Raw genomic sequence first — 13,087 nt, 5'->3', positions numbered from 1 at the left:
GGCGAGTCTCGAAACGCGGACCCGTTTGCTATACTCGGACGGTCATCGGAGGATTCTCTCCGCTTTCCGCTGGCGCCGGGAAGGCTGTCTGCTAATCCCGCTTGAGGAGGCGTTCCCAAGCGGGTTTTTGCTTTCGCGGGACCGCCGCGCGCCGGCCGGAATTCAAACTTTCGCAATTGCACCGGGTGAACGATGAGCCTCAAAGACCAGATCAACGACGACATGAAGACTGCCATGCGCGCGAAGGAAACCGAGCGTCTCGGCACGATTCGCCTGCTGCTCGCGGCAATCAAGCAGCGCGAAGTCGACGATCGCGTCACGCTCGACGACGCGGGCATCACCGCCGTCATCGACAAGATGATCAAGCAGCGCAAGGATTCGATCAGCCAGTTCGAAGCCGCGAGCCGCACCGATCTCGCCGACAAGGAGAAAGCGGAGCTGGCGGTGCTGGCGGCGTATATGCCCGAACAGCTTTCCGCCGAAGCGATCGCTGCCGAAGTCCAGGCAGCCGTCGCCGCGACCGGCGCCGCCGGGCCGCAGGACATGGGCAAGGTGATGGGCGTGCTGAAGCCGAAGCTCGCCGGCAAGGCCGACATGACCGCCGTCTCCGCGCAGGTGAAAGCCGCACTCGCCAAGTAACGTCCGCAGCTTTCGATCGGTGATTCCGCACGCTTTCCTGCAGGATTTGCTCAACCGCGTCGACATCGTCGACGTGGTGGGCCGCTACGTCCAGTTAAAAAAGGGCGGCGCGAATTTCATGGGCCTTTGCCCATTTCACAACGAGAAAAGCCCGTCGTTCACGGTCAGCCCAACCAAGCAGTTCTATCACTGCTTCGGCTGCGGCGCGCACGGCACCGCGATCGGCTTTCTGATGGAGCACACCGGCCTCACGTTTCCCGAGGCCGTGAAAGACCTGGCGCAAGGCGCCGGCCTGACGGTTCCGCAGGAGCCTTCCAACTCGTTCCGCGGTGGCGGCGGCGACAGCGCACCGAGCAAGGCGGTCAGCGTCGCGTTGACGGACGTCATGCAGACCGCGTGCGATTTCTATCGCAAGCAGTTGCGCGGCGCGCCGAACGCCATCGAATATCTGAAAAAGCGCGGCTTGACCGGTGAGGTCGCCGCGCGCTTCGGGCTCGGCTACGCGCCGGATGGCTGGCAGAACCTCGAGGCGGCCTTTCCCGATTATCGGGATGAAAACCTGGTCGAGTCGGGTTTGGTGATCGTCAGCGAAAAAACGGATTCTCAAGGACAGGCGCGACGTTACGATCGTTTTCGCGAACGCGTGATGTTCCCGATCCGCAATGTGAAGGGCAACGTGATCGGCTTCGGCGGGCGCGTGCTCGACGGGGGCGAGCCTAAATATCTGAACTCGCCGGAGACGCCGCTGTTCAGCAAGGGCAGCGAGCTGTACGGCCTGTTCGAAGCGCGCTTGGCGATTCGTGAACTGGGTTACGTGCTCGTCGTCGAAGGGTATATGGACGTCGTCGCGCTCGCTCAACTGGGTTTTGCGAACGCCGTGGCGACGCTCGGCACGGCGTGTACGCCGATCCACGTGCAGAAGCTGTTTCGTCAGACGGATACCGTCGTCTTCAGTTTCGACGGCGATTCGGCCGGGCGGCGAGCCGCGCGTCGCGCGCTGGAAGCGGCGCTGCCGCACGCTGCGGACAACCGGACCATCAAGTTCCTCTTTCTGCCGAAGGAGCACGATCCGGACAGCTACGTGCGCGAGTTCGGCACGGACGGGTTCGGCGAGCAGGTCGATCGCGCGATGCCGCTGTCGCAGTTCCTGCTGAACGAGGTACTGAACGACAAGGAGCTGGAGCAGCCCGAAGGCCGAGCGAAAGCGCTCTTCGACGCTAAACCGCTGCTGCAGGCGCTGCCCGCAAACGCGTTGCGGGTGCAGATCCTGCATATGCTCGCGGACCGGCTCGACACGCCGTTCACCGAAATCGCCGCGCTATGCGACATCGATTCGCGCGCTGCGGCCGTCGCGCGGGCAAACGTGCCGAAGAGCGAGCGGCGCCGCGTCACCGGACAGGAACAGCGCGCGCTGCGCAATCTGGTGATGTATCCGGGCATCGCGGTTTCGCTCGATCAGGACAGCGAGCGCACCCTCGTAACGATGACCGAGCACGGCGAATTGTTCAGCGAAGTGATCTCGCACGCGCGCGAACTCGGCGATGCCGCGCAGTTCCAGTTGCTGTCGGAGATCTTGAGAAATGCAGCAAACGCGCCCACATACGACGATATCTTTCAGGAAATTCTCGCCTATGATGAAAACGTTCGCGATTTGCTGATGCGCGATCCGTCCGATGAGGACGCGGCGCAGCGAGTCGAGGAACAAAAGCGTCTGCTGGCGGAAGAATTGCAAGCAACAGTGGTGAAGCTGAGGCACGACAGCTACCGGGCGCGGCTGGATCAACTGGCGCGGCAATCGAGTCTGTCGGCGGAAGAGGTCGCGGAGTTCTCGGAGTTGTCGGCGAGAGTGGCGCAGATCAAGGCTGGGCGGGGCGCCGGCGCGGATGGCGCAAGGTGAGAATGCTATAATAAAAAGTTCAAGTGAATTGCTTTTTGTCAACTGTTCAGGCGCTTTCGTCGTTTTTTCACGGTAGATGGGCGGCAGCGGTCGAGCAGTTGGCAAAGGGCATGTGAAGTTGTTTGCAGAGGGAAGCGAAGCAGGAAGGCGCTGGCTGAATGGACCGTAGGCGACGAAGGTGGCACACGCCGCATAAGTCACACGAAACGGGCCGATAAGCACGCCGGCGAACAGACGGGCGCAAGGGAAGCGGCTGCTATCGAGGGTAGGGCGAGGAGACGATTCACACTCGTCCGAACCGCGATGGCGCCCCGGGCAGGGCACGCAGGACGAAGCAGCGTGCGCGTATTGGGTATTCACGGTTCCATCGGCTGTTGTCCAGCAGCCGCGAGTCGAGACTAAAGCCGGTATGGCGAACTCCATGACGAAAAAGCTGAACGATGTATCCGTCGAAGACGACGCAATGCAAAACGCAGAGTCTGGCGCCGCTCCTGCGGCGAAGGTCGAAAAGGCGAAGGCCCGCGATCGCCGCGCGAAGGAAAAAGCGCTGCTGAAGGATGCGTTCTCGTCGAGCGCGCCCGGCACCGTCGAGGAATTGGAAGAGCGGCGCGGCAAGCTGCGCGCGCTCATCAAGCTCGGCAAGGAGCGCGGCTTCCTCACCTACGGCGAGATCAACGACCACCTTCCGGACAACTTCACGGAAACCGAGGCGATCGAAGGCATCATCAGCACGTTCAATGACATGGGCGTGGCGGTGTACGAGCAAGCGCCCGATGCCGAAACGCTGCTGCTGAACGACAACGCGCCGAACGCGTCGTCCGACGACGAAGTCGAGGAAGAGGCCGAAGTCGCGCTTTCCACGGTCGATTCCGAATTCGGCCGCACGACCGATCCGGTCCGCATGTACATGCGCGAGATGGGCACCGTCGAACTGTTGACGCGCGAAGGCGAAATCGAGATCGCGAAGCGTATCGAAGACGGCCTCAAGCACATGGTCATGGCGATCTCCGCGTGCCCGACGACCATCGCCGACATTCTCGCGATGGCCGAGCGCGTGCAGAACGAGGAAGTGCGCGTCGATGAACTCGTCGACGGCCTGATCGATCCGAACGCGCAGGACACCGATGGCTTCTCCGAGCAGGAAGCGGAAGCGATCGAATCGGAAGAAGAAGAGACCGCGGAAGAGGGCGAAGAGGAAGAGGAAGAAGAGGACGACGGCAGCGCGCAGGCAAGCGCGAACGCCGCTCAACTCGAAGCACTCAAGCTCCAGTCGCTCGAGAAGTTCGCGCTCATCAGCGAATGGTTCGACAAGATGCGCCGCGCCTACGAGAAGGAAGGCTATAAATCGAAGGCATATCTGAAGGCGCAGGAAGCCATTCAGACGGAGCTCATGAACATTCGCTTCACCGCGCGTACCGTCGAGCGCCTGTGCGATACGCTGCGCGCGCAAGTGGACGAAGTGCGTCAGGTCGAGCGGCAGATCCTGCATACGGTTGTCGACAAGTGCGGCATGCCGCGCGCCGAGTTCATCACGCGATTCCCCGGCAACGAGACGGATCTCGAATGGTCCGACAAGGTCGTCGCCGAGGGTCACGAGTACAGCGCGGTGCTGGAGCGCAATATTCCGGCGATCCGCGAGCAGCAGCAGCGTCTGCTGGATTTGCAGGCGCGCGTCGTTCTGCCGTTGAAGGATCTGAAGGAAACCAACCGTCAGATGGCGGCGGGCGAGTTGAAGGCGCGTCAGGCGAAGCGCGAAATGACGGAGGCGAATCTGCGCCTCGTGATTTCCATCGCGAAGAAGTACACGAATCGTGGCCTGCAGTTCCTCGATCTGATCCAGGAAGGCAACATTGGCTTGATGAAGGCGGTGGACAAGTTCGAATATCGTCGCGGCTACAAGTTTTCGACGTACGCGACGTGGTGGATTCGTCAGGCGATCACGCGTTCGATCGCGGATCAGGCGCGCACCATTCGCATTCCGGTCCACATGATCGAAACGATCAACAAGATGAACCGTATTTCGCGGCAGATCTTGCAGGAGACCGGGCTCGAGCCGGATCCGGCGACGCTCGCCGAGAAGATGGAAATGCCCGAGGACAAGATCCGCAAGATCATGAAGATCGCGAAGGAGCCGATCTCCATGGAAACGCCGATCGGCGACGACGACGATTCGCATCTCGGCGATTTCATCGAGGATACGAACACGGTGGCGCCGTCCGATGCCGCGCTGCATGCATCGATGCGCGACGTCGTGAAGGACGTGCTCGATTCGCTGACGCCGCGCGAGGCGAAGGTGCTGCGCATGCGGTTCGGGATCGAGATGAGCACGGATCACACGCTGGAAGAGGTCGGCAAGCAGTTCGACGTGACGCGTGAGCGGATTCGCCAGATCGAGGCGAAGGCGCTGCGCAAGCTGCGGCATCCGAGCCGGTCGGACAAGTTGAAGTCGTTCCTCGAAGGCAACTGACGGGACTTGTTTTGAGAGGCGTTGTGAGGCAAACTCGCTACCCTTCGTAGTCGCCTCGCGCAATGTTCTGAAGTGACAGAAAGCGCCGTTTGCGGCGCTTTCTTTTTGCACGCTCTGCCTGCACAGGGCCGGAAGCTTAACTGGTATAAGCTGTCGACTCATAATCGACCGATAGTGGGTTCGAGCCCCACCCGGCCCACCAGCACTTGCTCAAAAGTATCAGGGGGTTAGCGGATTTGCGTCCCTGATAAGGCGCTTTCGGGGACACTCGGGGACAAAGTGGGTCACGTGACCCACTCGGGCTTTTTGACACTCGCGCATCTCACCGCCGCCGGTTCAAGAGACGTTCACGCTTGCCGATACGCTTGAGCATATTTGCGAGATCGCCGAGGAGCGCGGCGGGCTATGCCTGTCGAGCGAATGCAGAACGATATGCAGGTACTGGCAGCAAAACATAGCGGGCGCTGTGTTTCGAAGCACTATACCGATGCGCAAACGTCTCTGCTTTGGCAGTGCGAAGAAGGACATCGCTGGCGTGCCAAGCTCGGTAAGGTCAACAGAAGCCGGTGTCCGGTGTGTGCCTTCGATCGCAAGCGTCTGGGCATTGGAAACACGCACGAAATTTGCCGCAGGTTACGGCGGAAAGTGCCTGTCCGACGATTACACAAACAATAGTGTCCTATTGCGCTGGGGATGTGCAAAGGGGCATACGTGGCAGGCGAAGCCCGTGAAGATCATGATCGGCCATTGGTGCCGGACCTGTGCGGTCGAACGGACACGTCTAGGCGTTGAGAAGATGCACGACGCCGCTGCGATGCACGGTGGCAAGTGTTTGTCGGAGACCGACGTCAACACCATCACGCCGTTGGAATGGCAATGCATGGACGGGCATACCTGGAGTGCAAGGCCCGAGAGCATCATTCGGACCGGAAGCTGCTGTCCGGTGTGCCGAGCGGTGAAAATAGCGCAGGCCGGAAAAATCCGGCTTAAATTTGAAGAAGGTTTCGAAGGGCAAAGTCCCGATTCTGCTGTGAAGAGTCCGGATTGGTTCTCTGATGGCCCTGGTGGGTCAAACGCGGTGACGCTTGCGGGTCAGGGGCGATCTCGCCCCTGACAACTCAGCCCAGGCGATACACCCTCGAAACCGTCCCCCGAAACAACGCCTGACGTTCCTCAGCACTTGCCTGTGAAGTCAATCGCTTGAAGGCGTTCCAGCCGTTACTGAACGGGTAAGAACCCTTATCGACCGGAAAATTGCTTTCGAACATGCAGCGATCCGCGCCGAACGCTTCGATGCAGGTCAGCATCCACGGCTTCCAGGCTTCGGACAATTCAATCGATGAAGGTGGCCGCTCACCTTTTTCGAAGTCGAAACCGTTGATACGCATTCCGAGTCCGCCCACCTTCACATAAACGTTCGGCAACCGCGCAAGTTCGCGCATCGAACGCGACCATGCATCGAAGACCTCCTTGCGCTGATCCGCGTAGCTGGCGATTCTGACCACTCCCCCACAGTGATTGACGATGAACGGCGTGTCGGGATTTGCCTTCGCCAAATCGAACAATTCGGGAAGCTGAGGGAAGAACAGCCATGCGTCGTAGGAGAGGCCCAAGGCTTTCAACTGCGCGACGCCCGCACGATAACCGGAGTCGAGCAGAAGCCCGCGAGGAACTGCCGAAAGCGGGTTCACTAGCGTGGCGTCCGCATCCCAGGTTACGAGGTGCCGTACACCGCGCAAGCGGCCGTCGCCGGCCTCGAGTTCCGCTTCGAGTACGTCTCGCACGGCAGCGCCGCGACGGAGATCCGCGTATCCGACGATGCCCTTCGCTACCTGCGGCTTCTCTTCCTGCATCGGCGCGGTGACTTGAGCCACATACTCCACTTCGCCGATCGGCCGCATCGGTTCCGGACCCGTGGTGCGGTACCGCGTAAGCGCCTGCATGAAGACAGACGCGGTAATGTTGTGCCCGGACCGTGCATCCTCGAGATACTCGTTGAGCAAATACGTCCAACCCGGGCGCTCATAAAAGTGGTGATGCGCGTCGATGATCGGCATCTCCGGTTCGAGCGCCGCTTCCGTTCCGGATGCAAGCCACTCTGCCCGAACCGGCAGGTAATTGCTGGTCGTACTCATACTGCGCGTTTCCTCTTTGGCGAATGCGTGGCGCACGCTCAGCGCGGGCATCGCGATGGATGCGGCGACCGCGCCAAGCAGCCGGCGCCGGTGAATCGATTGAAGAGTTTGCATGGTCACTTTCCCTTGTTGAACGCGTAGAGGGAAAGCGTCAGCAACGTCGTGAACGCGAGTACGACGGCCAGACCGATCATGCCCGCGGTGAACGTGCCGAAACTATCCTTCAGATAGCCGACCAGATACGGACCGGCAAAGCCGCCCAGCGCGCCGATGGAGTTGATCAGCGCCAGTCCGCCGGCGGCCGCCTGACCCGACAGGAACCGGGCAGGCAGCGTGTAGAAGATCGTTCGGCCTGCGATGGTGCCGATCAACGCCAGCGTGATGCCCGTCAACGCAGGCACCAGTTGCTGAAAATATGTCGAGATGCCGAGCGCGACCGCGCCGATGAAAAGACCAGCCGCGAGGTTGGCGATATGGCCACCGCGGCGATCGACGCGCTTCGCCCACCACAAGAGCGCGACGGTCGCGAAGAAATACGGCACCGCCGATACCCAGCCCGTCTGGGTCACGCTCATGCCGTGCGCCTTGAGCATCTGCGGCAGCCATATGCCGATGCCGTAGGAGCCCATCGTGAAGCCGAAGGAAATCATCGCGAGGATGTACATCCGCACATCTTTGAGCGCTGCGCCGAAATCCTTTTTCTTCTGGCTCGCAGCGCCCTCGCGATCGAACGCGCTTTGCAGCGCCTGACGCTCCTCGGGCGAGAGCCACTTCGCATCGGCGGGTTTGTCCGCGAGCATCTTCAGGACGAAGAAGCCGAGAATGCACGCCGGCAGGCCTTCGACGATAAACATCCATTTCCATCCGGCAAGGCCGAGCAAGCCGTCCATCTTCAGCAGCCAGGTCGACAGCGGTCCGCCCACTAGCGACGAAAGCGGCGTCGAGACCGTGAACCATGCGAGCACCCGAGTGCGATAACTGGCCGGAAACCACACTGCGAGGAAGAAGATCACGCCAGGGAAGAATCCGGCCTCGCCGATTCCCAGCAGAAGACGAATCACGTAGAAGCTCGTCGGTCCAACCGCGAGCGCCGTCGCGGCGGCGAAGAAGCCCCACGTGATCATGATGCGCGCGAGCCATCGCCGGGCGCCGAAGCGATACAGCGCCAGGTTGCTCGGCACTTCGCACAGGCAATAACCCGCGAACATGATGCCCGCGCCCCAGCCGAACTGCGTCGCGGTCAAGCCGAGGTCGCGGTTCATCGTCAGCGCGGCGAACCCGACGCTGGTGCGATCGAGATAGTTGAAGAAATAGGCGAGCGCAAGCAAGGGGATGAAACGCCACGCGGCCTTTCTGACGGCCTGCTGTTCGAGCGTCGTATCGACCGCGCTCTCGGCCGTCATGTTCGATGAAATGGATGTCATGCTTCGTCTCCGGACGGAACACCCAACGCGCGGGCTCATGCCGGCCTACGCGAAGCGGCGTTCCTTTTATGCTGTTGTGCTCAGGCGCTCGCCAGTTCGTTGGCGGAGGGACTGGAAGGATCGTGGGAAAAGGCCGCCTGGCACTTCACGATGCCGGCGTCCGCCAACTGCCTCAGGTCTTCCGATGAGTAACCCAGCTCCAGAAGCAGCGCCTGCGTGTCCTGACCCAGCGAAGGCGGACCTGCGCGAAGTCGCAGACGCTCGCCGCCAAGGGTCAAAGGCAGCAATGCGGTCTTCGTCTGTACTGCTTTGCCCGCGCCGCTTGCGTCGGATGGCAGGGTGACATCGGCAAGTCCGTCCGTTGCGAGCAGATGCGGATCGTCGAAAAGATCCTGCGGCTTCGTGATCGGCGCGTACGGCAGCCCGCAGCGCTCGAAGATGGCGCCGATCTCGGCAGCAGTGAACGCTTCCATGTGGGCGCGAAGCCGCGGCATCAGCCATTCGCGGGCTTGCACGCGCTGATTGTTGCTGGCGATACGCGCGTCGGCCTTCAGATCGTCGAGGCCGAAGGCATCGCAGAAGAGCGCCCATTGCGTATCGGAGACGACCGCCAGGAAGATCTGATCGCCGTTCTTCACCGAAAAGACGTCATAGACTGCCCAGGCCGAAATGCGGCTTGGCATCGGCGCGGCGGTTTGTCCCGTCACGGCGTATTGCATCATGTGCTGCGCCACGAGAAACACGTTGTTCTCGAACAGGGCGCTCTGCACCTCTTGTCCGCGGCCGGTCCGCTCGCGTTGTGCCAGCGCCGCCATTGCGCCGATCGCGCCGAACATGCCGCCCATGATGTCGTTGACGCTCGTGCCTGCCCGCAAGGGTCTGCCTTCGGGACCGGTCATGTACGCGAGACCACCCATCATCTGCACGACTTCGTCGAGCGCGGTGCGATGGTCGTAGGGACCGGGCAGGAAGCCCTTGTGCGACACATAGATCAGACGAGGATTGAGTCTGGACAAGGCCGAATAGCCGAGGCCGAGCTTGTCCACGGTGCCGCTCTTGAAGTTCTCGCTGAAGACATCGGCGTTCGCAAGCAGCTTGTGCACGATCTCCACGCCGCGCGGGTCCTTCAGATCGACGGCGATGCTTTTCTTGTTGCGGTTGAACGTGCTGAAGAAGCCTGCTCCCGAGCCTCGCAGATTGCGGGTGCTGTCGCCGGTGATCGGCTCGACCTTGATCACTTCCGCGCCGAGGTCCGCCAGCACCATGCCGCACGTCGGCCCCATCACCATGTGCGTTATCTCTACGACGCGCACGCCGCTGTACGGCAAGGACTGGTCCGAATGCACTTCGCTCATTGCGCCGCTCCCAACAAACAGCCTTCCGGCTGGGGCGCACTCGGCGCGCGCCCGTCTGCGTACGAGAAACCTTTCGGCAATCCCGCGTCCTGTACGTGTCCGTAGAGCGCTTCGCCCGGAAGCGCCTGTGCGAGGATCGAGCGCGCGGCAATGAGCTTGTCGATGTCCATGCCCGTGTCGTAGCCCATCGCCTCGAGTAGAAACGCGAGGTCTTCGGTAACGATGTTCCCCGTCGCGCCCGGCGCGTAGGGACAGCCGCCGAGGCCCGCCTGACTCGAATCGATCGTGGTGACGCCGGCATCGAGTGCCGCCACGACATTCGCCAGGCCTTGACCGCGCGTGTTGTGGAAATGAGCGCCGCCCGCCTTCGCGCCGACTTCCGATTGCAGCCGGCGAAACAGGCGGCGAACCTGAACGGGGTTGGCATAACCGCTCGTATCGGACAGGCCGATTTCGTCGACACCGCATTCGGCCATCGCGAGGCACATGCGCATCGTCTGGTCGTCGGTCACGGTGCCCGCGATCGTGCAGCCGAATGCGACCGATACACCCGCTTCGATTTCTGTTCCGGGGAACTGCTCATCGCGCAGCGCGACAATGCTGCGCACCTCATCGATCAACTGCGCGGTCGTTTTGCGGACATTAGCCAACGCGTGTTCATCGGTGACGGACACCGGCAACGTGACTTTATGGACGCCGGCTTCGAACGCGCTTTGCGAGCCGCGCAGGTTCGGCGCCAGTACAGCGACACGAAGGTCCGGAATGGATAACGCGTGAGCGACGACTTCGCGGATATCGGCCATTTGGGGCAGAAGTTTCGGCGGAACGAACGATCCCACTTCGATCTCCTTGAGTCCCGCTGCCGCCAGCGCGGATATCCATTCGAGTTTCGCGGACGTCGGCATGACGCTTCGGATGCTCTGCAAGCCGTCGCGCGGGCCGACTTCGCTGATCAGTATTCGGCGATGTGAGGCGCTCATTTCGCTCCTTAGTTCTGTCAGATAGACCTGTGTTTTGTTAGAGAGAACTTTAGGCGAAGACGTCTATCACTGAAAGCGGGGTTAACCCCGGATTTCAGAACTAGAGTTCTACCGGATAGAACTGTATAGTCGTGGAATTTGATTCGGGAGCGGTGCATGACCAAGGAAGACCAGCCGTCCGATACGAACGAGGCGTCGAGCGGCGTCGCCGTTCTTGACCGGGCGTTCGCCATACTCAATGCCTTCGGGCCGACCGACGACCGGCTGACCCTGACCGAGCTTTCACGCCGGACCGAGCTTTATAAGAGTACGGTTTTGAGACTGCTCGGCGCTTTGGAGCATGGCGGATTCATCCGGAAGCTGAGCGACGGGCAATACGCAATCGGTCATCAGCCGTTGCGGCTTGCGACGCTCTATCAGCGGTCGTTTCAGGTGGGGCCTGTGATCGAACCGTTGCTTCAGCAGTTGAGCCGGGACTTGGGCGAAACGGCCAGTTTCTACGTACGCCAGGGCGATCAACGTCTCGTGTTGTATCGCGTCGAACCTAGCCGCAGCGTTCGGGTATCGATTCGCGTCGGAGAGGAGTTCGCGATCGATAAGGGCGCCTCCGGCAAAGTCCTGCTCGCGTTCTCGGAGACACAGGATCCGCGCTGGCAAGAGATCCGCGAACGGCTATGGGCCACCTCGTTTGGCGAGAGGGATCCGGAAACGGCATCGGCCTCGGTGCCCGTGTTCAATTCGACCGGCGAGTTGCAGGGCGCGTTGACGCTTTCAGGACCAAAGGGCCGTTTCGATGCTCCGGCGGTCATCGATGCAGCATTGGCGATGTTGCTCGATAGCGCGCGGCGAGCGACCGTCGCACTGGGCGGAAACGGATCGAGATATGACGCGAGCATCGCGAGCTTCGTGAAAGCGCCGCCAGCCTCCGATGGAAGCGAGCGCTCTGCCTGAAGGACGGCAGTCACATGCTTTCACGCGCACGCCGCACGGATGAAGTCGGGAATCTCGACGGCTTTCAGCTTTCCATCGGCTTGTTTGACACACAGCGCGCGCGTCGCGCGAAATTCGCAGATCAGCGTTTCACCGCGCACGATCCGATGCCGCTGAACGTAACGCGGCCGCATAGCACTTGCTAGATCGATCTACTTGCCTTAGAGTCTTTTGACCAGGCCGAGCGTGCCCTGACCGCCCCGCCCAGGTCGACGCACGAACAATCTACTCGCCGATAACGTGACCCCGACGCGGCCGCCGCGCTCGGCCTCGCGGGCACACGTGGCCCGCGTGATCCGCACGATGGCTGCGTCGACGGCGGCCCGATGATCCAACGTTTCTGAGGTGAACCATGCGTGAACTTAACGGGCGCGGCGATCTCTGCTGCATCAACACGGGCACGCTCGGCTATCGCGAGCCGATCGAAGTCACGGCCGGACGCATCGCCGAACAGGGCTTCGGCTGGATCACGCCGTGGCGTCAGGAAATCGACGAGAACAATCCGCAAGCAGCCGCCAGTGCGATCCGCGCGGCCGGCCTGAAGGTCGGCGCGTATTGCCGCACGGCGTATTTCGCGGCCAACGACGCCGCGGGCCGTCGCGCCGCGATCGATTCCAACCGCCGCGCGCTGGAGACCGCGGCCGTGCTGGGCGCGCCGATGCTCGTCGCCGTCGTCGGCGGATTGCCGCCCGGTTCGCGCGATATCGACGATGCACGCGAGCAGATTCTCGACGGTCTCGCCGCCTTGCAGCCGACGATGAACGAAACAGGCGTGCGCGTCGCGCTCGAGCCCTTGCATCCGGTGTACGCGGCCGATCGCAGCCTGCTCAATACGCTCGACCAGGCGCTGGACTGGTGCGACCGGCTGGACCCGTCGCGCGAGGGAGGCTTCGGCGTGGCCATCGACGCTTACCATGTCTGGTGGGATCCGGCGCTGATGCCCGCCATCGCGCGCGCGGGCGACCGGATCCTCGCGCTGCACGTATGCGACTGGCTGGTCGAAACCCGCGATCCGTTGCAGGACCGCGGAATGATGGGCGATGGCGTCATCGATCTCAAGCGGCTGCGCGCGGCGGTGGAAGCCGCCGGTTACGACGGTCCCGTCGAAGTGGAGATTTTTTCCCGGCTCGACTGGTGGGCGCGCCCGGCCGACGAGACGTTGCGGATCTGCCGCGAGCGCCTGTTCGAGTGCTGTTGAGC

At 61.9% G+C, this 13,087-nt stretch carries 10 protein-coding genes and 1 tRNA gene; 7 read left to right on the top strand and 4 right to left on the bottom strand.

The window, feature by feature from the left end; genetic code table 11:
• The first annotated feature begins 192 nt into the window (after nt 1-192).
• The 5 genes from QCE49_RS31305 to QCE49_RS31285 all read left to right on the top strand — a co-directional run bounded on the left by QCE49_RS31305 (nt 193) and on the right by QCE49_RS31285 (nt 6,117).
• A complete protein-coding gene (locus tag QCE49_RS31305; RefSeq protein ID WP_008353959.1) occupies nt 193-639 on the top strand; it encodes a GatB/YqeY domain-containing protein in 447 nt (148 codons plus the stop codon).
• Nucleotides 640-658: 19 nt separating this feature from the next.
• A complete protein-coding gene (gene dnaG / locus QCE49_RS31300; protein WP_008353957.1) occupies nt 659-2,536 on the top strand; it encodes a DNA primase in 1,878 nt (625 codons plus the stop codon).
• Between the two features lie 409 nt (nt 2,537-2,945).
• The gene (gene rpoD, locus QCE49_RS31295) at nt 2,946-5,003 is read left to right on the top strand and encodes an RNA polymerase sigma factor RpoD (protein ID WP_075583507.1); all 2,058 of its coding nucleotides are present in this window, start codon (nt 2,946-2,948) and stop codon (nt 5,001-5,003) included.
• Nucleotides 5,004-5,128: 125 nt separating this feature from the next.
• Nucleotides 5,129-5,205 (top strand) — tRNA-Ile (locus QCE49_RS31290).
• A gap of 525 nt (nt 5,206-5,730) precedes the next feature.
• Nucleotides 5,731-6,117, top strand: a complete 387-nt coding sequence (locus tag QCE49_RS31285) for a zinc-ribbon domain-containing protein (protein WP_250459099.1) — start codon at nt 5,731-5,733, stop codon at nt 6,115-6,117.
• Nucleotides 6,118-6,121: 4 nt separating this feature from the next.
• Here the strand turns inward: QCE49_RS31285 and QCE49_RS31280 are convergent, their stop codons facing one another.
• The 4 genes from QCE49_RS31280 to QCE49_RS31265 form a co-directional block, all read right to left on the bottom strand.
• Nucleotides 6,122-7,252 carry an amidohydrolase gene (locus tag QCE49_RS31280; RefSeq protein ID WP_250459101.1) on the bottom strand — a complete coding sequence of 377 codons (1,131 nt, stop codon included), beginning with the start codon at nt 7,250-7,252 and terminating at the stop codon, nt 6,122-6,124.
• Between the two features lie 2 nt (nt 7,253-7,254).
• On the bottom strand, nt 7,255-8,562 hold the full coding sequence (locus QCE49_RS31275; RefSeq protein WP_250459103.1) for an MFS transporter: 1,308 nt from the start codon (nt 8,560-8,562) through the stop codon (nt 7,255-7,257).
• An 80-nt stretch (nt 8,563-8,642) separates the two neighbouring features.
• Nucleotides 8,643-9,917 (bottom strand): CaiB/BaiF CoA-transferase family protein, encoded by a 1,275-nt coding sequence (locus QCE49_RS31270; protein ID WP_250459105.1) that lies wholly within the window; start codon nt 9,915-9,917, stop codon nt 8,643-8,645.
• Nucleotides 9,914-10,897, bottom strand: a complete 984-nt coding sequence (locus tag QCE49_RS31265) for a hydroxymethylglutaryl-CoA lyase (RefSeq protein WP_008353950.1) — start codon at nt 10,895-10,897, stop codon at nt 9,914-9,916. Before QCE49_RS31265 ends, QCE49_RS31270 begins: the two co-directional genes overlap by 4 nt.
• 156 nt (nt 10,898-11,053) lie before the next feature.
• Between QCE49_RS31265 and QCE49_RS31260 the strand changes: the two genes are divergently transcribed.
• Nucleotides 11,054-11,848, top strand: a complete 795-nt coding sequence (locus tag QCE49_RS31260) for an IclR family transcriptional regulator (RefSeq protein ID WP_250459107.1) — start codon at nt 11,054-11,056, stop codon at nt 11,846-11,848.
• 391 nt (nt 11,849-12,239) lie between these two features.
• A complete protein-coding gene (locus tag QCE49_RS31255; protein ID WP_008353948.1) occupies nt 12,240-13,085 on the top strand; it encodes a sugar phosphate isomerase/epimerase in 846 nt (281 codons plus the stop codon).
• Nucleotides 13,086-13,087 lie beyond the last annotated feature (2 nt).

This window comes from Caballeronia sp. LZ008 (assembly GCF_031451435.1).
GTDB classification, from domain to species: Bacteria; Pseudomonadota; Gammaproteobacteria; order Burkholderiales; family Burkholderiaceae; genus Caballeronia; species Caballeronia zhejiangensis.
Note: the sequence above shows the minus strand (reverse complement) of the source record. Positions and strands in the feature narration are given on the sequence as shown.

Coding starts and splice junctions, on each gene's coding strand:
- QCE49_RS31305 (WP_008353959.1), top strand. CDS start 193: ATGAGCCTCAAAGACCAGATCAACGACGACATGAAGACTGCCATGCGC.
- rpoD (WP_075583507.1), top strand. CDS start 2,946: ATGGCGAACTCCATGACGAAAAAGCTGAACGATGTATCCGTCGAAGAC.
- QCE49_RS31280 (WP_250459101.1), bottom strand. CDS start 7,252: ATGCAAACTCTTCAATCGATTCACCGGCGCCGGCTGCTTGGCGCGGTC.
- QCE49_RS31275 (WP_250459103.1), bottom strand. CDS start 8,562: ATGACATCCATTTCATCGAACATGACGGCCGAGAGCGCGGTCGATACG.
- QCE49_RS31270 (WP_250459105.1), bottom strand. CDS start 9,917: ATGAGCGAAGTGCATTCGGACCAGTCCTTGCCGTACAGCGGCGTGCGC.
- QCE49_RS31265 (WP_008353950.1), bottom strand. CDS start 10,897: ATGAGCGCCTCACATCGCCGAATACTGATCAGCGAAGTCGGCCCGCGC.
- QCE49_RS31260 (WP_250459107.1), top strand. CDS start 11,054: ATGACCAAGGAAGACCAGCCGTCCGATACGAACGAGGCGTCGAGCGGC.
- QCE49_RS31255 (WP_008353948.1), top strand. CDS start 12,240: ATGCGTGAACTTAACGGGCGCGGCGATCTCTGCTGCATCAACACGGGC.